Genomic DNA, 22,712 nt, shown 5'->3' on the forward strand with positions numbered 1-22,712 from the left:
GCCGCCCCGCCCCCCCGCCCGCCCCACGGCGGGTGCTGGTGGTGGGGTTGGGGATAACTGGTCGGACGGAATGCCGGAGACGGATATCCTCCTTGGTGTCCGAAGTTTCTGTCCTACTGGTTCTTGCCTGGAGATTCCCGTGATTCTGCGTATGTCGTCGTTGTTCCTCCGCACCCTTCGCGAGGACCCGGCGGACGCGGAGGTCCCGAGCCACAAGCTGCTCGTCCGCGCCGGCTACATCCGCCGGACCGCGCCCGGGATCTACACCTGGCTGCCGCTCGGCCTGCGGGTGCTGCGCAACGTCGAGAAGATCGTCCGCGACGAGATGAACGCGATCGGCGCCCAGGAGCTGGTCTTCCCGGCGCTGCTGCCCCGCGAGCCCTACGAGGCGACCGGCCGCTGGACCGAGTACGGGCCGAACCTGTTCCGGCTGAAGGACCGCAAGGGCGCCGACATGCTGCTCGGGCCGACGCACGAGGAGATGTTCACCCTGGTGGTGAAGGACCTCTACTCGTCGTACAAGGATCTGCCGCTGTCGATCTACCAGATCCAGAACAAGTACCGCGACGAGGCGCGGCCGCGGGCCGGTGTGCTGCGCGGGCGTGAGTTCGTGATGAAGGACAGCTACTCCTTCGACATCGACCAGGCCGGGCTGCAGGCGTCGTACGAGCTGCACCGCAAGGCCTACATCGCGATCTTCGACCGGCTCGGCTTCGACTACGTGATCGTGCAGGCGATGTCCGGTGCGATGGGCGGGTCGGCGTCCGAGGAGTTCCTGGCGATCGCGGAGAACGGTGAGGACACGTTCGTGCGTTCGCCGGGCGGGTACGCCGCCAATGTCGAGGCAGTCGTCGTGCCGCAGGCCGCGCCGGTCGACTTCGCCGACGTGCCCGCGTCCGAGGTGGTCGACACCCCGGACACGCCGACCATCGAGACGCTGGTCGACGCGCTGAACGCGAAGCACGCGCGCACCGACGGCCGTGAGTGGACGGCCGCCGACACGCTGAAGAACGTCCTGGTGATGCTGGTGCACCCCGACGGGACGCGCGAGCCGCTGGCGATCGGCGTACCGGGTGACCGGGCGATCGACGAGAAGCGCCTCGGCGCGCAGGTCGAGCCGGCCGAGGTGGTCGCGTTCGAGGACGCCGACTTCGCGAAGAACCCGGCGCTGGCCAAGGGGTACATCGGTCCGGGCGTGCTCGGCAAGGAGAACGCGTCCGGGATCCGGTACCTGCTCGACCCGCGGGTCGGCGAGGGCACGGCCTGGGTGACCGGCGCGGACAAGTCCGGGTACCACGTGATCAACCTGGTGCACGGCCGCGACTTCACCGCCGACGGCACGATCCAGGCCGCCGAGGTCCGCGACGGCGACGACGCACCGGACGGCTCCGGCACGCTGTCGACCGCGCGCGGCATCGAGATGGGACACATCTTCCAGCTCGGCCAGAAGTACGCCGAGGCGCTCGACCTCAAGGTCCTCGACCAGAACGGCAAGCTCGTCACGGTCACCATGGGCTCGTACGGCGTCGGCGTCACCCGCGCCGTCGCCGCGATCGCCGAAGGCAACCACGACGACCTCGGCCTGGTCTGGCCCCGCGAGATCGCCCCGGCCGACGTCCACCTGGTCGCCACCGGCAAGGACGCCGAGGTCTTCACCAAGGCCGCCGAGATCGCCGCCGCCCTGGAGTCCCAGGGCCTCACGGTCCTCTACGACGACCGCGAGAAGGTCAGCCCCGGCGTCAAGTTCAAGGACGCCGAGCTCCTCGGCGTCCCCACCATCGCCGTCGTCGGCAAGGGCCTCGCCGAAGGCACCATCGAGGTCAAGGACCGCCGCTCCGGCGACCGCACGGACGTCCCGGTCGACGAGGTGGTAGCCCACCTGCTCGCCGCCGTCCGCAGCTAGCCCGATCAGCTGTTGCTGCCGAAGCCCCTCGCCGTTCCGGCGGGGGGCTTCCGCACTTCCAGGAAGACAATCCATGAACGATGACTCGGAGCGGAGGAGTCAGGGGCGGACCCACACCGTCCAGCGTTCCAGGCGTACGTAGTCGAGGCGTTGGTAGATCGGCTGGCCCGCGTCGCTGGCGATCAGGGTGGCGGGGTGGGTGAGGTGATGAGTGGTGGCGGCCCAGGTGATGGCGGCGCCGGCGCCGCGGCCTCGGGCTTGGGGGAGGGCGGCTACGTTTTCGACGACTGTCATGCCGTGGGCGTGGTGGGCCACTGAGGTTGCCACGGGGGTTGGGCCGTCGTACGCGACCCAGGCGGCGGTGTCTCCGGCGAGGAAGGTGGGGGAGTAGAGGTCGCCTTGGTGGTACGGCTGGAGCTCGGGGAGGGGGTAGCCGTTGACGAGGACCTGTTCGGCGTCGGCGAGTTCCTCGGGGGTGGTGACCTGGCGGATCTCGAGGGTGGTGGTTAGTGGGGCGGTTGGGGTGTTGGGGAAGTGCATCATCAGGGGTGGGTGGCCGGCCAGGGCCAGGCCGTACGGCGTGAGGTCGGGGGTGGGCCACGGGCTGACGAAGAGGTACGGGACGTCGCGGGGGAGTTCGCGGTCGACGGCGGCGATGACGTCCTGGGTGGGGACGGGTTGCTTCGGGATGATCCAGTTGGTGATCGGGCCGCGGTCGCCGAGGATTCCGCCTGACCAGGTGGCGTCGTCGTACCAGGGGCGGTCGGCTCGGCGGGCGGCGGCGACCGCCCAGGAGGCGTGGGCGAGGACGGCCTGGCGGACGAGTGAGTCGTCGGCGGGGAGGTCGGGTTCCCAACCGGTGGCGAGGTGCTCGCCTTCGGGCGGGAGGATCGATGAGCTCATGTGGTCAACCCCTCTCTGATCCGACTGTCGCACAGGACCGTCGTGCCGTCGTGGGGTTGTCGACGTGAAACCCGGCTGCGGGTTCGGGGCAGAAGTCCAGCCCTCGCGAGTGGGGTCGGTCACGTCCGGGTCGGTAAGGGTTTATTGGTACTACGTCCTTACCTGATCATGGGGACTTGTGCCTGACATTTCGCTGTGGACCGTGGTGTTCCTGGTGGTCGCGGCCTTCTCGGCGGGGTGGATCGATGCGGTCGTCGGGGGCGGTGGCCTGATTCAGTTGCCGGCGATGCTGCTCGGGCTGCCGAACGCCTCGCCGGCGCAGATCCTGTCGACCAACAAGATCTCCTCGCTCTGCGGTACGGCGACCAGCGCGGTCACGTTCGGCGTCAAGGTGCGCCCGGACAAGCGGACCGTGCTGCCGCTGACCATCCTCGCCGGACTCGGGGCGGCCGCGGGTGCGCTGGTGGCGACGAAGATCCCGATGAGCTGGTTCAAGCCGATCGTGCTGGTGCTGCTGATCGGCGTCGCGATCTACACCGCGCTGAAGCCGTCGCTCGGCGCCCGGACCGCGCTACGGTGGGACGGGCGGAACCACTACGTCGCCGCCGGCGCGGTCGGGCTGCTGATCGGGTTCTACGACGGCGCGGTCGGGCCCGGGACCGGGTCGTTCCTGATCTTCGCGCTGGTCGGGCTGCTCGGGTACAACTTCCTGCAGGCGAGCGCGAAGGCGAAGATCGCGAACGTCGCCACGAACCTGGGTGCGATCGCCGTGTTCGCCGCGCACGGCGCGCCGTTGTGGGGGCTCGGGCTGACGATGGGCGCCGCGAACATGGTCGGCGGCCTGCTCGGAGCCCGGACGGCGGTCGCGAAGGGCAGCAAGTTCGTCCGGGTGATCTTCCTGGTCGTGGTCAGCGCGCTGATCCTGCGGCTGGCGTACGACATCTTCGGCTGAGAAGTTGATTGCCTGAGGCAATGTATGGCGGACCCGGGAGCGCGGAGCCTATTCGGTTGCTGTTGGCCCCCGGTCGGCCCCACACTGGGCGGGCACGGCCGGATCAGCAGCGGGCCCGGAGAGTCTCCGAGGTCGTCCTGCGTGTCGTACCCGGTGCGGTGCTTCTGCAGTCTTCACCCCGCGGGTGGAGCGGATCAGTGGTTTGTCCCGGGGGCGCACGGGTCCCGGTTGCCGGCTTTGCGGGCCCGGCTGCTCGTGACGAGCTGGAGCCTCCGCCGGGGATCGGGGTGCGCCCCGGGGCAGCCCACGCGACGACGACGGAGGCCGGCGATGGCGAAGATCACCGTGCAGGCGCACGAGCAGGTGCTGGTGTACCGCGACGGCGTGTTCGAGTCCCAGCTCGAGCCCGGACGGTACGCCGTACGCCAGGTCCGCCGCACCCGGCGCGAACGCGTCGACCTGCGGATCCGGCAGCTGGCCGTGTCCGGTCAGGAGATCTTCACCGCCGACGGTGTGACCGTTCGGGTGACGGCGGTCGCCCGGTGGAAGGTCGCCGATGCCCGGGCGTTCGTGGAGAAGGCTGAGAACCCGGAGGACCTGCTGCACGTGGCACTCCAGCTGGAGGTCAGGGACGCGATCGGTCACCGCGAGATGGACGAGTTGCTTCGGCCCGAAGGGCGCGCGGCCGTTGCGGCAGCGCTCGGGCAGGCGAGCAGCAACCTGAGGGCGGCGGCGACCGAGCTGGGGATCACCGTGCTGGAGGTCGCGGTTCGGGATCTCGGGGTGGTGGGTGAGCTCCGGACTGCTTTGGCCGAGACCGCGCTGGAACGCCAGCGGGGCCGGGCTGCTCTGGAGCGGGCGCGGGGCGAAGCCGCGGCGTTACGGTCGCTGGCCAACTCGGCGAAGGTGCTCGACGATCATCCGGCGCTGGCCACGCTCAGGCTGGTGCAGGTGGCCGCGGACTCCGGGGCGACCGTGGTGCTGACCCCGGATGGTCTAGCGTCTCGGGGATGAAGGTCCTGTACGACGGCCCGGTGCGGGTCTCCTACTTCCAGCTGTACGTGATGTCGGGTGGGACGTTCGCCAGTGATCCCGCCGAGTCCAACCACGGGCAGGTCAACGGGCTCTGCGGAGCGGCGCTGCCGGGGACGCTGTTTCTGACCACCGGGCTGCACTTCGGGCACACCACCTTCACCGTCGAGCTGTACGACGACCAACCGCCCGTGGACAGCAGCTGGGAAGAGGTCGTGGAGGTCTCGTTCCGGCCGGTGGAGGATGAGGTCGCGCTGGTGGAGTGGGCGGGGGAGGCAGTGCACCTGCTCGAACTGCCGGGTGCGGACTATCGCGTGCGGTACTGCGCGAGTGGGATGGATGCGGCTGCGGACGCCGACACAGTGGGAGATGACGAGCCGGCGCTCGATCGATACCTGTTGCAGTTCTGGCCCGCGAAAGCCGAGCCGGACGTGATCGTGAAGCAGACCTCGGAGATGGCGAAGTACTGGCACCAGGCCTGGAAGGATTGAGCGCATGGTCGACTACGACGACCGGCTGCATCGGGTGTACGCCGCGGGGCGTGCCGTCGACCAGGAGACGATCGATGGCTGGATGCGAGCGTACGCCGAGATCGCGCCGCCTCACAGGCCGCTCACGGTGCTGGACCTCGGGTCCGGGATCGGGCGGTTCACGCCGGCGCTGGCGGACACGTTCGGCGGCCCGGCGTACGGGGTGGAGCCGTCGGCGCGGATGCGGGAGCAGGCACCGGAGCATCCCAACGTCACCTACCTCGACGGAGCGGCTGAGGCGATCCCGCTGCCGGACGGCGCGGTCGACGTGGCGTTGCTGTTTCTATCCTTTCACCACTTCAGAGATCAGCAGCAGGCGCTGCACGAGTTGCACCGGGTGCTCAAACCCGGCGGCCTGGTGCTGCTGCGCAGTCAGTTCGCCGATCGGATGCCGGAGCTGCTCTGGTACCGGTACTTCCCGTCGGCGCGCGCCGTGGACGCGGCCATGTACCGGACGGTCGAGGAGACCCGGCGCATGGCCGTCGCAGCCCAACTGACCCCCGAGGACGAGCTGCGCGTGATCGAGGCGGAGCGGCCGCGGAGCCTCAAGACCCTGTACGAGCGGATCAACGCGCGGGCGCTGTCCACGTTCGAGCACCTGCCGGCCGCGGAGATCGAGGCCGGGTTCGCCGAGTTCCGCCGGGACGCCGAGGCCGACCCGGAGCAGCCGACGCCGGTTGTCGGCGCGTCCCTGATGGTGCTCAGGCGTCAGGGCTGATCTGCCCGTTCGTGCAGATCCTCGGCCCGGAATCCGCTCGCGGACCTAGGGTCGCGGCATGACGACGATCTTCGACGGCCGGATGGGACTGACCTTCGGCCAGATCTACCTGATGACCGGTGGGGTGGACTGGCCCGACTTCGACGACTCGCGCCGGGGCCAGGTCAACGGGCTGTGCGGTGCCGCCGAGCCGGGCCGGCTGCTGCTCACCACCGGGCTGCACACCGGCGAGGTCGGGCTGCGGGTCGAGCGGCTGGACGCCGAGCCGGAGCTGGACGACCGGTGGGAGGAGATCGTCGAGGTCTCCTTCGAGCCCGCCGGTACGACGCTGACGCTGCACGGCCTCGACTCCGGGCCGTTCGTGAAGACCGAGCTCCCCGTCGTCAGCTACCGGGCGCGGTACTGCGCGACCGACATGGACAAGGGCAAGGAGGTCGACGTGGTCTGCGACGACGAGCCGGTCGTCGACCGGTACCTGCTGCAGCTCTGGCCGGCCGAGCCGGCGCCGGACGTGATCCGCAAGCAGACCTCGGCGACCGCGTCGTACTGGCACCAGGAGCACTAGGACGCGCTAGACGTCCCAGTGCACCTTCACGGCGGACGGTTTGCGGAAGACCAGGCCGCGTGGGGGAGGGGACGAAGCAGCAAGCCGCAGCCCGGGTAGGGCCAGGGCTGCTCGCAGGGCGGTGAGCGCTTCGAGGCGGGCGAGATGCATCCCGAGGCAGATGTGCGGGCCACTGGCCCAGGCCAGGTGGCGGCGGGCGTTGGGACGCTGTACGTCGAACACGTCCGGCGAGGCGAACACCGCCGGATCGCGACCGGCGCCGGCCAGCGACACCGTGACGAGGTCACCGCGCCGGATCGAAGCGCCGGCCAGCGAGACGTCCTCGACCGCGTACCGATCGACGACCGCGGCAGCAGGCTCCAACCGAAGCGACTCCTCCAGCGCGTTCGGGAGCAACGACGGGTCGTCCAGCACGAGCGAGAGCTGCGACGGAGACGTCAGCAGATGCCACAGGCAGTTCGTGATCATCCCCTCGGTGGTCTCGATCCCGCCGAACATCAGCACCGCCGCGTTCGCCACCACCTCGTCCACCCCGAGCCCCGCGGCCGCGGCCTCCGCGACCAGCGCGTCCGACGAGGATTCGATGCCCGAGGCAACATGTGCGTGCAGCCGCCCGAACGCTTCGGCCCCCGCCGCGGTCACCGGCCGCCCGGCCGCGACTCCCGTCACCGAGTCCGAGATCGCCTCGTACCAGCCCAGCACCGTGTCCGCCGAGGCCGGCGGCAGCCCGAGCGAGTAGGCCACGACGGCCACCGACAACGGACCGGCGAGAGTACGCCGTAAATCCGCGGCGCCGTCGGCAGCGATGGCCGAGATCAGCTCCGAAACAGTCGACGAGACAGGCTCGGTGAACCGCGAACGAGTCTCCGCCAGCCCGAACGCGTGCTCGAACGGCGCCCGATGCGCCGAGTGCGCCGCCCCGTCCAGCGACAGCATCGACGCCCCAACCACCTGCGCCGTCGAGAACCTCGGATCGTCGACGGTGAACACATCAGGGTCCCGCAGCACTCGCACCGCGAGCTCCCGGCTGCTCACCACCCACCCGCCCAGCGCGTCCACCCAGCCCACCGGCCGGACGGCCGCGAGCAGCGGGTGCGGATCGGTTTCGAGGTCCGCGAGGCTCACCATGGCACCGATGCTACGAGGCAGACCACACGCCGTACTGGTATTGCTGAGACAGATCGGATGCCAACGACTCAGCGGGGCATCTGGTTACGTTCGACGAACCTGGGGCATCTAGGGTGTGGGCCATGTCTGAGAACCTGGTGCTGCTGCCTGCCGTCGACGTGGCGGACGGGCAGGCGGTTCGGCTGGTGCAGGGTGCGGCCGGCAGCGAGACCTCGTACGGCGACCCGCTGGCCGCCGCGATGGCCTGGCAGGAGGCCGGGGCCGACTGGATCCACCTGGTCGATCTCGACGCCGCGTTCGGTCGCGGCAGCAACCGTGAGCTGCTCGCCGAGGTCACCGCCCAGCTCGACGTCCAGGTGGAGCTGTCCGGCGGGATCCGCGACGACGCCTCGCTCGAGGCCGCTCTCAAGACCGGCGCGCGCCGGGTCAACATCGGCACCGCCGCGCTGGAGGACCCGGAGTGGTGCGACCGGATCATCGCGCAGTACGGCGACCGGGTCGCGATCGGCCTGGACGTCCGCGGCCGGACGCTGGCCGCGCGCGGCTGGACCAAGGAGGGCGGCGACCTCTACGAGGTGCTCGACCGCCTGGAGAAGGCCGGCTGCGAGCGCTACGTGGTCACCGACGTGACCAAGGACGGCATGCTCCAGGGCCCGAACCTGGACCTCTACCGCGACCTGTGCGCGCGTACCGACAAGCCGATCGTCGCCTCCGGCGGCGTCTCCAGCCTGGACGACCTCAAGGCCCTCAGCACGCTGGTCAAGGACGGCGTCGAGGGCGTCATCGTCGGCAAGGCCCTGTACGCCGGCGCGTTCACCCTGACCGAGGCACTCGAACTCACCCGTGGAGGCGACAAGTGAGGCTTGCCGACAAGCTGGACGGCAAGAAGGTCCTGGTCACAGGGGTGACCGGGTTCGTCGGTGAGGCCCTGCTGCACCGGATCATCGGTGAGCTGCCGGGCACGACGGTGGTCGCGATCATCCGCCCGAAGGGCTCCCTCAAGGGCACCGACCGGATGGCGCAGCTGCTCCGCAAGGACATCTTCAAGCCGTTCTACGGCGAGGGCACCCCGTACGCCGACGCCGAGGCGCTGTCCGCGGCCCGGGTGCAGGTCGTCGAGGGCGACCTGTCCGACGTACCGGAGCTGCCGACCGATCTCGACATCGTCGTGCACTGCGCGGGCGACGTCAGCTTCGACCCGCCGATCCACGAGGCGTTCACCACCAACGTGCTCGGCACCAAGAGCCTGCTGGAGCGGATCGACGAGAGCCGCGCGGTCGACGGCCACTCGATCCACTACGTGCACATCTCCACGGCGTACACCGCCGGTCGCCGCCGCGGCGCGATCCCGGAGGCGCCGGTCGAGCACAACGTCGACTGGCGCACCGAGGCCGAGGCCGGGATGGCGATGAAGTCCCGCGTCGAGGGGATGTCGCGCTCGGCGGCGATGCTGGCCAAGTTCCGCAAGGAGTCGGAGAAGCTGCACCGGCGGGCCGGTCACCTGACCGCGGCCGCCGACACCGAGCGCCGCCGCAACGAGTGGGTCGCGAAGAAGCTGGTCGAGACCGGCACCGAGCGGGCCCGCAGCCTCGGCTGGACCGACTGCTACACCTTCACCAAGGCGCTCGGCGAGCGCGTCGTCGAGGAGTTCGCGGCCAAGCTGCCGACCTCGATCGTCCGGCCGGCCATCATCGAGTCCGCGGTGCAGAGCCCGCACCCGGGCTGGATCGAGGGCTTCAAGATGGCCGAGCCGCTGATCCTGGCCTACGGCCGCGGCGAGCTGCCGGAGTTCCCGGCGTCGCCGGACTCGGTGATCGAGATCATCCCGGTCGACCACGTGGTCGGCGCGATCTGCGCGGTGATGGCCCGCGAGCCGGAGCTGAGCAAGCCGGAGTACTACCACATCGGTTCCGGCGCCCGGAACCCGCTGACCTTCGAGCAGCTGTACGCCGGGGTCCGCGAGTACTTCTCCAAGCACCCGTTCGACCTGGGCGAGCGCGGCGCGGTCCGGCTGCCGGTCTGGAAGTTCCCCGGCGGCGACTCGGTCGAGTCGATGCTGCGCTACGGCGAGAAGGCGCACAAGATCGCCGACCGGATCATCACCACGGCTCCGCGCAGCGAGCGGGTCCGCAAGTACGCCCGCGAGCTCGACGTGCAGAAGCGGCGCCTCGACTTCCTGCGCCGCTACATGGACCTGTACGCCGAGTACGCGCAGGCCGAGCTGCAGTTCGTCGACGACAACGTGCTCGCGCTGCACAACGCGCTCGAGGGTGACGACCGGGAGAAGTTCGCCTGCGACACCGCCGTCGTCGACTGGCAGTACTACCTGCAGGAGCTGCACTGCCCGAGCGTGACGGAGTCGATGCGCCGGCTGGACGTCGTCCGGAAGAAGCGCAACAAGGCGCTCGCCGAGAACGCCGGCGTGCTGAAGAAGGTGCAGCCGTCGGAGGACGCCGAGATCATCGCGGCCTTCGACATGGACGGCACACTGCTGTCGTCGAACGTGATCGAGACCTACCTGTGGATGCGGCTGCCCGAGCTGGACAGCCACCAGCGGGTCGGCGAGATCGGCGCGATGCTGCGCAAGCTGCCGAAGCTGATCTCGGCCGAGCGCAAGGACCGCGGCACCTTCCTGCGCACCATCTACCGCCGCTACGAGGGCGCCGACCTCGACCAGCTGAACCAGATCGTCGACGAGGTGCTCGCCGAGCACGTGCTGGAGCGGCTCAGCGGTGACGCCGTACGCCGGATCCGCGAGCACCGCGCGGCCGGGCACAAGACGATCCTGATCACCGGCGCGATCCGGCCGCTGACCCGGCCGCTGGAGCCGCTGTTCGACGAGATCGTCGCCGCCGAGCTGGCCGTCGACGACCGCGGCCGCTGCACTGGCTACCTGTCCGGCCCGCCGCTGGTCGGCGAGTCCCGGGCGGCCTGGATCAAGCACCGCGCCCGCGGGACGAACATCGACCTGTCCAAGTCCTACGCGTACGCCGACAGCCACTCGGACCTGCCGATGCTGGCCGCGGTCGGCAACCCGGTCGCGGTCTCGCCGGACGTGTCGCTGTTCCGGGCCGCCCGGGCCGCGCGCTGGCAGATCGTGGACTGGAAGACCCCCACCACTTCCTCGCGTCTGGAGATCCCGGGAGTGAACGCCCGATGATGCTGGCCCTGGAGATGTACCGCTCACCGGCCAAGTTCCTGGCCGCCAAGGCGGTCGGCAGCCGGATCCCCGGTGTGCTCACCGGCCCGGCCGCGCCGCTGCGCCTCGTCACGATCAACGAGCCGAAGGCCGACCGGGACGGCTGGGCGCGGATCCGGCCGATCCTGTCCGGGATCTGCGGCTCCGACCTCGGCATGGTCACCGGCCACACCAAGCTGTACTTCTCGGCGCTGGTGTCGATGCCGTTCGTCCCCGGCCACGAGGTCGTCGGCGAGCTGCTCGAGGACTGCGAGGACCTGCCCAAGGGCACCCGCGTGGTGATGGACTCGGTGCTGACCTGCGCCGCCCGCGGCGTCGAGCCGTGCGCGAGCTGCGTGACCGGCCGCACGAACCGCTGCGACCGGATCACCGTCGGCCACGTCGCGCCCGGGCTGCAGACCGGCTTCTGCCAGGACACCGGTGGCGGCTGGGGCAACGTGATGGTCGCGCACCGCAGCCAGCTGTACGCCGTACCGGACGGCATCTCCGACGAGCGCGCCGTCCTGACCGAGCCGCTGGCGGGTGCGGTGCACACCGCGCTGCGCGCCAAGGTCGAGCCGGGCCAGTCGGTGCTGGTCAGCGGCGCCGGAGCGGTCGGGCTGTTCGCGACGCTCGCGCTGCGCGAGCTGACCCAGGCCGGCCGGATCACCGTCGTGGCCAAGCACGCGAAGCAGCGCGAGCTGGCCAAGGCGTTCGGCGCCAGCGACGTGGTCGCGCCCGACGAGGTCTTCCGCGGCGTCCGGCGCGCGACGGGCGCGTTCCGACTGAAGCCGGAGCTGAACGCCAAGGAGTTCCTACTCGGTGGCGTCGACATCGCCGTCGACGCGGTCGGCAGCAAGGACTCGATCGACACCGTGCTGCGGGTCACCAAGGCCGGCGGCCGGGTGGTCCTGGCCGGTATGCCGTCCACCGGCGCCGACCTGTCGCCGGTCTGGTTCCGTGAGCTCGAGCTGACCGGGACCTACGCCTCCGCGCTCGGCGAGCCGAACGACCGGCCCGCGTTCGAGACCGCGCTGGAGCTGGCCGCGAAGGCGCCGCTCGACGGTGTCGTCGGAGCGCGCTACCCGCTGTACCGCTGGCGCGAAGCGCTGGACCACGCACAGTCGGCCGGCCGGCTGGGCACCGTGAAGGTCGCATTCGATGTGAGGGCTTCCTGATGGGGCCGTTGACGAACGTACGACGAGAGAGGTTCTGACATGTCCCGGCCAGGGTTTGTACTCGAGGTGGACGACCGGACGCCGCCGCTGCTCGTCCACAACGGCGAGGGCTTCCTGCTGGAGCGGTTCCCGCTCGGCACCCGGGTGGTGTACCCGCCGGAGGCGCTGCCGCCGGTGCGGGACGTCGAGGAGGCGATCCAGAACGCGCTGCTGCACCCGCTGGAGTCCGAGCCGCTGCCGGAGCTGCTGCGCGCCGGGATGCGGCTGACCATCGCGTTCGACGACATCTCGCTGCCGCTGCCGCCGATGAAGAAGCCGGACATCCGGCAGCGCATCATCGAGGCCGTGCTGACGATGGCCGCCGACGCCGGCGTCGACGACGTCGAGCTGATCTCGGCCAACGCGCTGCACCGCCGGCTGACCCCGAACGAGCTGCGCGAGATCGTCGGCGAGCGGGTCTTCCGCTCCTTCTTCCCCGACGGCAAGCTGTACAACTTCGACGCCGAGGACACCGAGAACCTGACCCACCTGGGCCAGACCCGGCACGGCGAGGACGTCGAGATCTCCAAGCGGGCGGCCGAGTCCGACCTGCTGGTCTACGTGAACGTGAACCTGGTGGCGATGGACGGCGGCCACAAGTCGACGTCGATCGGGCTGGCGTCGTACAAGTCGCTGAAGCACCACCACAACAGCCACACGATGATCCACTCGCGGTCCTTCATGGACCACAAGGCCTCCAAGATGCACCACTCGGCCTGGCGGATGGGCGAGATCCTCACCGAGCACGTGAAGGTCTTCCAGATCGAGACCACGCTGAACAACGACATCTTCGGCGGGCCGCTGGAGTTCCTGCAGAAGCGCGAGTGGGAGTGGTCGATCAAGGACCAGGCCTCGATGCTCGGCGCCAAGCGCGGGCTCGCGCTGGCCCCGGCCAAGGCCCGGCGCAAGATCTTCCAGGACGTCCGGGCCAACTACGGGCTGACCGGGATCCACGCCGGCAAGATCGAGCCGGTGCACGACAAGACCATCGAGAACGTGCACAAGCAGCACATGGTCGAGGTGCAGGGGCAGTCCGACGTCGCGATCATGGGCGTGCCGTTCGTCGGCCCGTACAACGTGAACTCGGTGATGAACCCGATCCTGGCCGCCTGCATGGGGCTGGGCTACTACTTCAACTCCTACCGGGGCAACCCGATCGTCCGCAAGGACGGCGCGGTGATCCTGTACCACCCGGTCGACTACGAGTTCAGCCAGCTGCACCACCCGTCGTACGTGGACTTCTTCGAGGAGGTGCTGTCGGAGTCGACCGACCCGGCCACCATCGAGGCGAAGTTCGAGAAGCAGTACGCCGAGGACCCGTGGTACATCCACCTGTACCGGACGTCGTACGCCTACCACGGCGTGCACCCGTTCTACATGTGGTACTGGATCAGCCACGCCCTCGACCACTGCGGCGACATCGTCTGGGTCGGCGCGAACCGCAAGACCGTCGAGCGGATGGGCTTCCGGTCGGCCTCGACGCTGCAGGACGCGCTGGAGATGGTCAGCCACTCGGTCGGCCGGTCGCCGTCGATCACCTACCTGCACAACCCGCCGCACCTGCTCGCGGACGTTCGCTGATGGGGACCAACCTGGTCCGGTTCGGCCGCGACACCGCGCGCGACGTCAAGCAGGTCGCGCGCGGCTGGCGGTGGGGCCGGCGGACCCAGGTCCCGCGCTCGGCCGAGCCGTACGTGATCCCCAAGGAGACCTCGGTCTTCCCGACCAAGTGGGCCCGGACGCCGGCCGCGATCGCCGTCCGCGAGGTGCTGCAGAAGGGCGCGCTGAACTCGGTCCTGCGGTTCGAGGTGAACCCGCAGGTCAGCGGCCTGGACTCGCTGCGCAAGCTGGACGGCCCGGCGCTGATCGTGGCCAACCACTCGTCGCACCTGGACACCCCGCTGCTGCTCTGCACGCTGCCCGACGCGATGCGCCGCAAGACGGCGGTCGCGGCGGCCGCGGACTACTTCTTCGACACCTGGTGGCGGGCGACCGCGTCGGCGATCGTGTTCAACACGTTCCCGATCGAGCGCCGCGGCGGCAAGCTCAGCGCGACCCCGGGCGACCTGCTCGCCGACGGCTGGAACGTGGTCGTCTTCCCCGAGGGCACGCGCTCGCCGGACGGGTGGATGGAGCGGTTCCGGATGGGTGCGGCGTACCTGGCGGTCGAGCACAACGTGCCGATCGTCCCGGTCGGCATCAAGGGCTCGTTCGCCGCGATGCCCCGAGGCCGCGGCTGGCCGGTCCCCGGGCGGCCGACGGTCGCCGTCCGGTACGGCGACCCGCTGCGTCCGGCCGAGGGTGAGAGCGCCCGCGAGTTCGCGCCGAAGATCTCCGCTGCCGTCTCGGCTCTGCTCGACGAGGAGTCGACGACTTGGTACGAGGCCCGTCGCCGGGTCGCTACCGGTGCTTCGCCGTCGCAGTCGGGTCCGGACGCTGCTCGCTGGCGCCGGGTCTGGGAGTCCACCACCCCGATCAAGGCCCCGACCAGCAAACGCCGCGCCTGGAAGTAGCCGAACGCGGCCAACCTGGCGGTAAGGGTTGACTCGGGTTGATCATCTCGCGAGGGGTGGTCGAGAAGGCCAGGAAGTAGACCCCGGTCAACCGCCGCGCCTGGAAGTAGTCCTTGGTGCACCGAGAGCCGCAGGCAGTTGCCTGCGGCTCTCGTCGTTGGGGCCGATGCCCTAGCCTTGTCCCCGTGAGCCTTGCCGTGCGTGTGATTCCCTGTCTGGACGTCGATGCCGGGCGGGTGGTCAAGGGTGTCAACTTCGTCAACCTGCGCGACGCCGGTGATCCGGTCGAGATGGCCAAGTTGTACGACGCCGAGAGCGCCGACGAGCTGACCTTTCTGGACATCACGGCGTCCTCCGGGTCGCGCGAGACGACGTACGACGTGGTCGGGCGGACCGCCGAGCAGGTGTTCATCCCGCTCACCGTCGGTGGCGGGGTGCGCGAGGCCGCGGACGTGGACCGGCTGCTGCGGGCCGGGGCCGACAAGGTCGGGATCAACACCGGCGCGATCCACCGGCCGGCGGTGATCGAGGAGATCGCGCACCGGTTCGGGAACCAGGTGCTGGTGCTGTCGCTCGACGTACGGCGGTCGGCCGAGCAGCCGAGCGGGTTCGAGGTGACGACGCACGGCGGGCGGAAGTCGGCCGGGCTGGACGCGATCGAGTGGGCCCGCAAGGGCGCCGAGCTCGGCGCGGGCGAGATCCTGCTCAACTCGATGGATGCCGACGGCACCAAACAGGGGTTCGACCTGGAGCTGATCCGGGCGGTGCGCGCGGTGGTCGACGTACCGCTGATCGCCAGCGGGGGAGCGGGCGCGCCCGAGCACTTCCCGCCCGCGGTCGAGGCGGGCGCCGACGCGCTGCTCGCCGCGAGCGTGTTCCACTTCGGCGACTTCCGGATCGCCGACGTGAAGAAGGCCCTCCGCGACGCCGGCATCGTGGTCCGGTGAACGAGATGGTCGCCCAGCGCCCGGAGCCGAAGGCCGGTCCGACAGCAGGTCGTTCCACCGGAAGGCCTCCGGAACTCATCGCTGACGTCGAGCAGGAACTTTCCATTCTTCTGCGTCGGGCTCGTTCGGCTCAGATGCTGCTGGCCCGTCGCGTCCACCCTGAAATGGACGCGGCCGGCTACGCCCTGATCTCCCAGATCGACCTCGGCACCGCCGCGGGCGGCGCCGGCGTCCGGGCCTCCGACGTCGCCCAGGCGCTCGGCCTCGACAAGTCCACCGTCAGCCGCGGCCTCAGCCAGCTCGAGTCGCTCGGCCTGATCGAGCGGATCGGCGATCCCGACGACGGCCGCGCCCGCCTGCTCCGGATGACCACGGCCGGGGCCGAGCGGTACGACGCGATGCGCGCCCAGCGCCAGGCCGAGTTCCGCGCCATCCTGGACCGCTGGGACAGCGACGACCTCACCGACCTGGCCCGCCTGCTCGGCCGCCTCAACACCGACCTGAGCTAAACCAAACCAGGGTCACCCTCAGTCACCAATCCACCGCAGAACACACAAATGGTTGTGGAAACCAACTATCCAGGTATATAGTTGGGTTATGCAACTAGCCCAGCAACCCTCCGTCCCGGGGGCCGAACGGGACACGCCGGCGCAGGATGTGCTCGAAGGGGTCAGCTCCCTGATTCGCGCCGTGCGGTGTATCGAGCACCGGCACCTGTGGCCCGACGCCGGACTGCGGCGGGCCGACGCCAGCGTGCTGAAGGTCCTGGCCAAGGATGGCGAGCAGCGCGGGGGAGAGATCGCCGGGAAGCTCGGCGTCGACGCCTCCGTGGTGAGCCGCCAGCTGACCGCCCTGGAGTCCGACGGCCTGGTGAGCCGCCGGCCCGATCCTGCCGACGCCAGGGTCTCCCTGGTCGCGCTCTCGCCGATCGGCCGCGAGCGCCTGGAGGCCCTGTACGCCGGCTACACCCGGCAGCTGCGCTCCGCGCTGGCCGACTGGAACGACGACGACATGGCAGCCGCCGCCGAGACCTTGCGCAGAGTCGCCGGCGCTGTCGCCGAGGCTGCCACGTCCGTGAGGCGTCCTACCACTTCGACTGGAGAGAGATGACTGTCACCGAGACCCGGCCGGCCCCTGCCGCGCCGGAACTCACCCACCGCGAGATCCTCGAGATCCTGGTCGGGCTGCTCGCCGCGCTGTTCACGGCGATGCTCAGCTCGACGATCGTCAGCAACGCCCTGCCGACGATCATCGCCGACCTCCAGGGCAGCCAGACGCAGTACACCTGGGTCCTGACCGCGAGCCTGCTCGCCACCACCGTCTCCACCCCGATCTGGGGCAAACTGTCCGACCTGATGAGCAAGAAGCTGCTCGTCCAGCTGGCGATCTCGCTGTTCGTGGTCGGCTCCGCGCTGGCGGGCATGGCGCACAACGTGCCGTTCCTGATCGGCGCCCGTGTCCTGCAGGGCCTCGCGATGGGTGGCCTGATGGCGCTCGCGCAGGCGATCATCGGCGCGGCGATCCCGCCCCGCTCCCGCGGCCGGTACTCCGGCTACATGGGCGCCGTGATGGCGGTCGCCACCGTCAGCGGCCCGCTCATCGGCGGCGTCATCGTCGACACCAGCTGGCTCGGCTGGCGCTGGTGCTTCTACGTGTGCGTCCCGCTCGCCGTGGTCAGCCTGGTGGTGCTGCAGAAGTACCTGCACCTGCCGGTCGTGAAGCGCCGCGTGAAGATGGACTACCTGGGCGCCGTCCTGATCAGCGCGGCCGCGAGCCTGCCGCTGATCTGGGTGACCTTCGCCGGGCACGACTTCGCCTGGGTCTCCTGGCAGTCGGCGCTGTTCGTCGGCGGCACGGTCCTGTTCGGCGTACTGGCGGTCGTCGTCGAGAACCGCGCGGCCGAGCCGCTGGTCCCGCTGAAGGTCGTCCGGGAGCGGACCACCGCGCTCGCGATCGTGGCCAGCCTGTCGGTCGGGGTCGCGATGTTCGGGTCGGCGCTGTTCCTCGGCCAGTACTTCCAGATCGCCCGCGGCTACAGCCCGACCGAGGCCGGCCTGCTGACGATCCCGATGATGCTCGGCTCGTTCCTCGGCTCGGTGGGGTCGGGTCAGATGATCACCCGCTTCGGCAAGTGGAAGCGGTACCTGATCGCCGGCGGTGTCCTGCTGGTGATCGGCCTGGTCATCCTCGGCACCATCGACCACACCAGCCCGTACTGGTACGTCGGACTCGGCATGCTGTCGATGGGCGTCGGGATGGGCATGATGATGCAGAACCTGGTGCTCGCGGTGCAGAACACCGTCGACGTCTCACAGATCGGCGCGTCGAGCGCGTCGGTCGCGTTCTTCCGCAGCCTCGGCGGCGCGGTCGGCGTCTCGGTCCTCGGCGCGGTTCTCGCGACCCGGGTCAAGGACCTGCTGATCGAAGGCGTCCTGCACGGTCCCGGCGGAGCCGCCGCGGCCGGCAAGCTCCAGGACGGCGGCGGCACCAGCCTGCTGGACGTCAACCACCTGCCCCCGCAGCTGGCCGAGCTCGTCCGTCAGTCGTACGGCGACGCCACCGGCCGGATCTTCCTGATCGCCGCCGCGTGCGCGGTGGTCAGCCTGATCGCGGTCCTGTTCATCAAGGAGGTCCCGCTGCGGACCACCGTCGCGAAGATCGAGGAGCCGATCGAGCTCGACTAGTCGCCCGTCACCAACCGAGTACCGGCCACCCGATCGGTGGCTGGTACTTGGTGGTTGAGGGCGTCGCCCTTTCAAGTACCAACCACCTGATGGGTGGTCGGTACTTGAAAGGCGGGTTGCTCAGACAGTGCTTGTGCTGCCCACCAGAACTCCTTCTGGTGGCTGCAGGTCGTCCAGGCTCTTCGTGCTGATGATGGGGGAGCGGAGCAGCCACAGCACCGACAGCGCGCCACCGGCCGCGGAGATCAGCAGCGTCCCGCGGACGCCGATCCAGGTGCCGAGCAGGCCGCCGATGACGGCGCCCAGCGGCCGTACGCCGTAGTTGATGCTCGCGAACGCGCCGACCACCCGGCTGCGCATGTGGTCGTGCATCACGGCGGCCTGCAGCGAGTTCAGCGGGACGTCGAAGCACATCACCGCGAACGAGCCGACGAACTCGGCAACCGCGAGCGCGGTCGCGCGGGCCCAGACCGGACCGCCGCCCACCGCGAGAATGCCGATCGACGCCGGGAAGACCACCGCGCTGATCGCGATCAGCCTTCCCGCGCCGAGCATCCGGGTCAGCGGCGCCGCAGCGATCGCGCCGACCAGACCGCCCGTCGCCCCGACGCCGAACGCGACACCGATGACCCCCGCGGACAGTCCGAGGTTCCGGCTGGCGAACAGGACGAGCAGCGCCATCCCGATCATGTTGAAGAAGTTCACCGTCGTCGCGCACCCCAGGCTGCTGCGCAGGTACGGGTGCCGCATCAGGTAGCCCATGCCCTCCCGCGCCCGCCGCCACAGCGACTCGCTCGTCTCGTCCGCGGCTCCGGGCTCAACCTTCAGCCGCGACACCTGCACGGCCGAGAACAGGAACGAGCATGCGTCGACAACGATCGCAACCGGTGCGGTCAGCCACTGCACGAGCACACCGCCGACCGCAGGCCCGGCCATGAACGAGAACGACCGCGTCGCCGAGAGCTTGCTGTTCGCCTCCAGGAACTGCGGCCGCGGCACCACCCGGACGAAGAACGCGGCGTTGGCGGTGTTGAACACGACGTGCGCCGTACCGGCCAGGATCGCGATCGCGTACAGCTGAACGAGCGTCAGCATGTCCATCCAGTACGCCGCCGGCAGTGTCAGCAGCACGACGGTCCGGGTCAGGTCGGCCGCGATCATCAGCGGCCGCTTGTCGCGGTGCTGGTCGACCCAGGTCCCGATGAACAGCGACAGCAGGTTCGGCAGCCAGACCGCGGCGGTCAGCAGGCCGGTCTCGAACGCGCTCGCGTCGAGCAGCGTGACCGCGATCAGCGGCAACGCGAGCTCGCTGACCCGGTCGCCGAACTCGGAGACGGCCTGCGCCGACCACAGCGCCCGAAACTGCCGGTCGCGGAGCAGGCTGGTGGCGGACAGCTTCCTCATCAGAGCCTCACTCAGTTGCTTCGGGCAACGACATGCGGAGGTGCCGGACCGGGCGGGCCGCGGCGGGGGCACCGTCCGGGCCGCGCAGCACGAACGGCGCGAGCAGGTCCTGGATCGCGTTCTCCAGGCTCTCCAGCTCGTCCTGCGTCACGAACAGCAGCGTGTTCGACGAGCCGACCGCGCGGGTCCACTCCGGGTCGAGGGACGGTTCGGTCTCGGCCAGCCACTGCTGGGCGGACTCCAGCGCCTGGTTCATCATCTCGGCGCGCAGCAACCGGCCGGCCTCGGTGCCCTCGGGGGTGTCCGGCATCTCGTACCGGAAGCCGCGCGCGACCGCCTGCCACCAGCGCTGCCGCTTGTCGGCCGTGCCGTCCGGGGGAGGCCCGTCGGTGACCAGGCCGAAGCCGGCCAGGTGCCGCAGGTGCCAGCTGGTCACCGACGGCGAGGCGCCGACGTGCTCCGACAGTTGGGTCGCGGTCGCTGGGCCGTGGCGCTGCAGGTAGCTCAGCGCGGCCAGCCGGACCGGGTGCGCCAGAGCCCGCATCGCCTGCGGGTCGGTGACCTCGAAGTCGCCGTACGGATTTCTGAGAGACATGTTTCGAGAGTAATCTCTCACATCTCGCTGGTGCAAGAGTCCGAAAAAGGATGGAACCTGGTCCGGTGGCAGCGCGTGTTAGCGGTGTGAGGCACACCGAAACCGATCCGAACGCGGAGGTCGCGGCGCTCTACGCCCGGACCTGGCCGCGGCTGATCGGTGTGCTGGTGTCGATCGGCGGCTCCCGGGCGGACGCGGAGGAGGTCGCGCAGGACGCCTACGTGAAACTGCTCGGCCGCTGGGACAGCATCCGCCGGTACGACGACCCGGAGGCCTGGGTGCGGGCGGTCGCCGTCCGGACGCTGATCAGCCGGCTGCGTCGCCAGCAGGTCGCGCAGAAGGCCTCCGCCAAGTTGCTCGGCAGAACAGGAGAGGTCCGTGAACCGGACGGGGACGCGCTCGACGTGGCGGCGGCGCTGGCCAGGATCCCACCCGCGCAGCGCGCGGTGGTGGTGCTGCACCACGTGATGGATCTACCGGTCGACCAGATCGCCGACGAACTGCAGGTCCCGCCGGGCACCGTGAAGTCCCGGCTGGCCAGGGCCCGGCAGGCCCTGGCCCCGCTGCTCGCCGTCCAGGAGGAGGTGCCCCATGGCTGAGCTGAGGACCGAGCTGCTGGTCGAGTACGTCGACGAGCAGACTCCCGAGCAGGCCCCGCCCTTCACCGGCGTGGAGTGGGGAGCCCGCCGGCGCAAGCGGCAGCGCAACCTGCTGGCCGTCGCGACTGTGGTGGCAGTCGCGACGGTCGCCACGGTCGTCACCCATGACGTCCAGCGCGGCGCCGAGCCGTCCGCTCCGGCCAGTACGCCGACGGTCGGCGTACTGGACGACGGGCCGCCGCCGGCCAAGTTCAAGTTCGGCAACACCCTGATGCTGCTGCAGAAGGAGATCCCGGTGACGGCTGTGCGGCCGCTGCCCGGTTCCCCTTCGGTACTGGTGGTCGAGGCACCCCGGGCCGGCTGGCCCGGGGAGGGGTGCAACCCGCACACGATGGTCCGCATCCTCGATCAGGACGCGACCACGGCCCGGATCGCGGCGTACCGCTACGTGGTGGCGCCCGACGAGCCGAGCGGCGGAGAGTGCCTGAAGGCCCAGACCGGTCCGGTCCGCGTCCAGCTCGACCTGCGGACCGCGATCGGCACCCGCCGCATCATCGCCGGCACCACCGGCGACCGGGTGCTGCTGAACTGACGCCCTCGCCGGGACGGACCGCGACCGCCCCGGCGAGGCCGTCGCCCCCGAACGCCCAACGCCTGCGTTCGGGTCCTGTGGACAACCACCCGGTGCTGCGGTGGTCCGCTTGTAAACTCAACAAGGAAAGGGCAGGCGGCGGGCACGGACGGCGACGAGCTGTTAATCGGTTGGACAGGCTCGGTGGTGGTGCCGAGCATGTGGGGATGACTGCTGCGTTGCCCGCTGGGCTGACCGTTCGTCCTGCCGAGCTCGGGGACGCCGAGGTGATCACGGCGCAGATGGGGGCGTACACCTCGGGGCTGCTCGGGTTCCCGAAGCACAGTCTGGAGAACGTCGCGGATTACCTGCAGGATCCGTCGATGGAGCTGGCGACGGGGAGCTGGCTGGTGTTCGACGGGGAGCAGCTGGTGGGCAGTGCGACGGCTGTGCTGACCGGCGCACGGCCGTACGTCGGTCTGGACGTGTTCGCGGCGGACCCGGGCGTGGCGGCGTGGTTGCTCGACACCGCGTCGGCTCGGGGGATCGAGCTGGCGCGCGCGGCTGATTGGCCGGTGTCGGAGCTGCATGTCGGGCAGCTTCGGCAGGACGAGGTGTTCGAGGGCCTGCTGGTCGAGCGGGGGTTCGCGCGGGAGACCTCGGTGCAGCTGATGCGGATCGACCACACCGCGCCGGTGGACGTGCCGGAGCCGCCGAGCGGGGTGAAGCTGCGGGTCGGCGCGTACGACGACGCGACGCGGCGGGTCGTGCACGGGTTGATCGGCGACGCGTTCGCGACGCAGCCGAGCTCGGGACCACGCCCGTACGACGAGTGGCTGGCCTCGCACGAGTCGCGGACGACCTTCGACTGGTCGCAGATGACGATCGCCGAGCTGGACGGTGTGGCGGTCGGGATGCGGGAGTGCAACGGGGAGTTCGTGAGCAGCTACGACTGCAACTACATCGGGCGGCTCGGCGTACTGGAGTCGGGGCGGGGGAGGGGGATCGCGAAGTACCTGCTGCGGGAGCAGTTCGCGCGGGACCAGGCGGCCGGGTTGAGCGGGACGATGCTGCACGTGGACAGCTCGAACCCGACGCCGGCGGTCGGCCTGTACCTCGGCGTGGGGATGCGGCCGACGGTGATCACGGACATCTGGGGCCGGCAGATCGGTTGAGCATCCGATCGCCTGCCCGCCTGCCCGCCTGCCCGCCTGGCGCCTGCCGCCCACTGCGCGACCGCCTCGGGGCACTCCCGAGGCGGTCGCGCAGAGGT

22 protein-coding genes are annotated in these 22,712 nt (G+C 70.1%); 18 read left to right on the forward strand and 4 right to left on the reverse strand.

The window, feature by feature from the left end; translation table 11 throughout:
* The first annotated feature begins 139 nt into the window (after positions 1 to 139).
* Positions 140 to 1,903 carry a proline--tRNA ligase gene (locus AB0M01_RS39065; protein ID WP_363677847.1) on the forward strand — a complete coding sequence of 588 codons (1,764 nt, stop codon included), beginning with the start codon at positions 140 to 142 and terminating at the stop codon, positions 1,901 to 1,903.
* A gap of 99 nt (positions 1,904 to 2,002) precedes the next feature.
* Here the strand turns inward: AB0M01_RS39065 and AB0M01_RS39070 are convergent, their stop codons facing one another.
* A complete protein-coding gene (locus AB0M01_RS39070; RefSeq protein ID WP_363677848.1) occupies positions 2,003 to 2,806 on the reverse strand; it encodes a hypothetical protein in 804 nt (267 codons plus the stop codon).
* A 178-nt stretch (positions 2,807 to 2,984) separates the two neighbouring features.
* Between AB0M01_RS39070 and AB0M01_RS39075 the strand changes: the two genes are divergently transcribed.
* The 5 genes from AB0M01_RS39075 (at position 2,985) to AB0M01_RS39095 (ending at position 6,603) form a co-directional block, all read left to right on the forward strand.
* Positions 2,985 to 3,758 carry a TSUP family transporter gene (locus AB0M01_RS39075; protein WP_363677849.1) on the forward strand — a complete coding sequence of 258 codons (774 nt, stop codon included), beginning with the start codon at positions 2,985 to 2,987 and terminating at the stop codon, positions 3,756 to 3,758.
* A 330-nt stretch (positions 3,759 to 4,088) separates the two neighbouring features.
* Complete coding sequence (locus tag AB0M01_RS39080; RefSeq protein WP_363677851.1) at positions 4,089 to 4,772, forward strand: slipin family protein; 684 nt, start codon at positions 4,089 to 4,091, stop codon at positions 4,770 to 4,772.
* On the forward strand, positions 4,769 to 5,281 hold the full coding sequence (locus AB0M01_RS39085; RefSeq protein ID WP_363677853.1) for a hypothetical protein: 513 nt from the start codon (positions 4,769 to 4,771) through the stop codon (positions 5,279 to 5,281). Before AB0M01_RS39080 ends, AB0M01_RS39085 begins: the two co-directional genes overlap by 4 nt.
* Positions 5,282 to 5,285: 4 nt before the next feature.
* The gene (locus AB0M01_RS39090) at positions 5,286 to 6,038 is read left to right on the forward strand and encodes a class I SAM-dependent methyltransferase (protein WP_363677854.1); all 753 of its coding nucleotides are present in this window, start codon (positions 5,286 to 5,288) and stop codon (positions 6,036 to 6,038) included.
* A gap of 58 nt (positions 6,039 to 6,096) precedes the next feature.
* On the forward strand, positions 6,097 to 6,603 hold the full coding sequence (locus AB0M01_RS39095; protein WP_363677856.1) for a hypothetical protein: 507 nt from the start codon (positions 6,097 to 6,099) through the stop codon (positions 6,601 to 6,603).
* 6 nt (positions 6,604 to 6,609) lie between these two features.
* Here the strand turns inward: AB0M01_RS39095 and AB0M01_RS39100 are convergent, their stop codons facing one another.
* Complete coding sequence (locus tag AB0M01_RS39100; RefSeq protein WP_363677858.1) at positions 6,610 to 7,731, reverse strand: cytochrome P450; 1,122 nt, start codon at positions 7,729 to 7,731, stop codon at positions 6,610 to 6,612.
* Positions 7,732 to 7,853: 122 nt separating this feature from the next.
* Between AB0M01_RS39100 and priA the strand changes: the two genes are divergently transcribed.
* The 9 genes from priA to AB0M01_RS39145 all read left to right on the forward strand — a co-directional run bounded on the left by priA (position 7,854) and on the right by AB0M01_RS39145 (position 18,270).
* Positions 7,854 to 8,591 carry a bifunctional 1-(5-phosphoribosyl)-5-((5-phosphoribosylamino)methylideneamino)imidazole-4-carboxamide isomerase/phosphoribosylanthranilate isomerase PriA gene (priA, locus tag AB0M01_RS39105; protein WP_363677859.1) on the forward strand — a complete coding sequence of 246 codons (738 nt, stop codon included), beginning with the start codon at positions 7,854 to 7,856 and terminating at the stop codon, positions 8,589 to 8,591.
* Positions 8,588 to 10,891 carry an HAD-IB family hydrolase gene (locus tag AB0M01_RS39110; protein WP_363677860.1) on the forward strand — a complete coding sequence of 768 codons (2,304 nt, stop codon included), beginning with the start codon at positions 8,588 to 8,590 and terminating at the stop codon, positions 10,889 to 10,891. Before priA ends, AB0M01_RS39110 begins: the two co-directional genes overlap by 4 nt.
* Positions 10,888 to 12,087: a zinc-binding dehydrogenase gene (locus tag AB0M01_RS39115; RefSeq protein WP_363677862.1), complete on the forward strand. Its 1,200-nt coding sequence runs from the start codon at positions 10,888 to 10,890 to the stop codon at positions 12,085 to 12,087. The genes AB0M01_RS39110 and AB0M01_RS39115 overlap by 4 nt, the downstream gene beginning before the upstream one ends.
* Before the next feature lie 39 nt (positions 12,088 to 12,126).
* The gene (locus AB0M01_RS39120) at positions 12,127 to 13,707 is read left to right on the forward strand and encodes a lactate racemase domain-containing protein (RefSeq protein WP_363677864.1); all 1,581 of its coding nucleotides are present in this window, start codon (positions 12,127 to 12,129) and stop codon (positions 13,705 to 13,707) included.
* On the forward strand, positions 13,707 to 14,639 hold the full coding sequence (locus AB0M01_RS39125; RefSeq protein WP_363677865.1) for a lysophospholipid acyltransferase family protein: 933 nt from the start codon (positions 13,707 to 13,709) through the stop codon (positions 14,637 to 14,639). Before AB0M01_RS39120 ends, AB0M01_RS39125 begins: the two co-directional genes overlap by 1 nt.
* Positions 14,640 to 14,824: 185 nt before the next feature.
* Positions 14,825 to 15,586: an imidazole glycerol phosphate synthase subunit HisF gene (gene hisF, locus AB0M01_RS39130; protein WP_363677866.1), complete on the forward strand. Its 762-nt coding sequence runs from the start codon at positions 14,825 to 14,827 to the stop codon at positions 15,584 to 15,586.
* Positions 15,587 to 15,720: 134 nt separating this feature from the next.
* Complete coding sequence (locus tag AB0M01_RS39135) at positions 15,721 to 16,095, forward strand: MarR family transcriptional regulator (protein WP_363677867.1); 375 nt, start codon at positions 15,721 to 15,723, stop codon at positions 16,093 to 16,095.
* Positions 16,096 to 16,183: 88 nt separating this feature from the next.
* Positions 16,184 to 16,696: a MarR family transcriptional regulator gene (locus tag AB0M01_RS39140; RefSeq protein WP_363677869.1), complete on the forward strand. Its 513-nt coding sequence runs from the start codon at positions 16,184 to 16,186 to the stop codon at positions 16,694 to 16,696.
* Complete coding sequence (locus AB0M01_RS39145; RefSeq protein ID WP_363677871.1) at positions 16,693 to 18,270, forward strand: MFS transporter; 1,578 nt, start codon at positions 16,693 to 16,695, stop codon at positions 18,268 to 18,270. The genes AB0M01_RS39140 and AB0M01_RS39145 overlap by 4 nt, the downstream gene beginning before the upstream one ends.
* A gap of 120 nt (positions 18,271 to 18,390) precedes the next feature.
* Here AB0M01_RS39145 and AB0M01_RS39150 read toward each other — a convergent pair whose 3' ends face one another.
* Both AB0M01_RS39150 and AB0M01_RS39155 read right to left on the reverse strand, forming a co-directional pair.
* Entirely contained in the window at positions 18,391 to 19,674 is a 1,284-nt protein-coding gene (locus AB0M01_RS39150; protein WP_363677872.1) for an MFS transporter, read from the reverse strand.
* A 7-nt stretch (positions 19,675 to 19,681) separates the two neighbouring features.
* Positions 19,682 to 20,269, reverse strand: coding sequence for a helix-turn-helix domain-containing protein (locus AB0M01_RS39155; RefSeq protein ID WP_363677873.1), 588 nt, complete (start codon positions 20,267 to 20,269; stop codon positions 19,682 to 19,684).
* Positions 20,270 to 20,355: 86 nt separating this feature from the next.
* Here AB0M01_RS39155 and AB0M01_RS39160 point away from each other — a divergent pair, with 86 nt between their 5' ends.
* The 3 genes from AB0M01_RS39160 to AB0M01_RS39170 all read left to right on the forward strand — a co-directional run bounded on the left by AB0M01_RS39160 (position 20,356) and on the right by AB0M01_RS39170 (position 22,614).
* Positions 20,356 to 20,868 carry a sigma-70 family RNA polymerase sigma factor gene (locus tag AB0M01_RS39160; protein ID WP_363677875.1) on the forward strand — a complete coding sequence of 171 codons (513 nt, stop codon included), beginning with the start codon at positions 20,356 to 20,358 and terminating at the stop codon, positions 20,866 to 20,868.
* Positions 20,861 to 21,460 (forward strand): hypothetical protein, encoded by a 600-nt coding sequence (locus tag AB0M01_RS39165; protein WP_363677876.1) that lies wholly within the window; start codon positions 20,861 to 20,863, stop codon positions 21,458 to 21,460. The genes AB0M01_RS39160 and AB0M01_RS39165 overlap by 8 nt, the downstream gene beginning before the upstream one ends.
* A 206-nt stretch (positions 21,461 to 21,666) precedes the next feature.
* Positions 21,667 to 22,614 (forward strand): GNAT family N-acetyltransferase, encoded by a 948-nt coding sequence (locus AB0M01_RS39170; protein ID WP_363677878.1) that lies wholly within the window; start codon positions 21,667 to 21,669, stop codon positions 22,612 to 22,614.
* The last annotated feature ends 98 nt before the right edge of the window (positions 22,615 to 22,712 follow it).

Source organism: Kribbella sp. NPDC051770, assembly GCF_040681455.1.
Lineage (GTDB): Bacteria > Actinomycetota > Actinomycetes > Propionibacteriales > Kribbellaceae > Kribbella.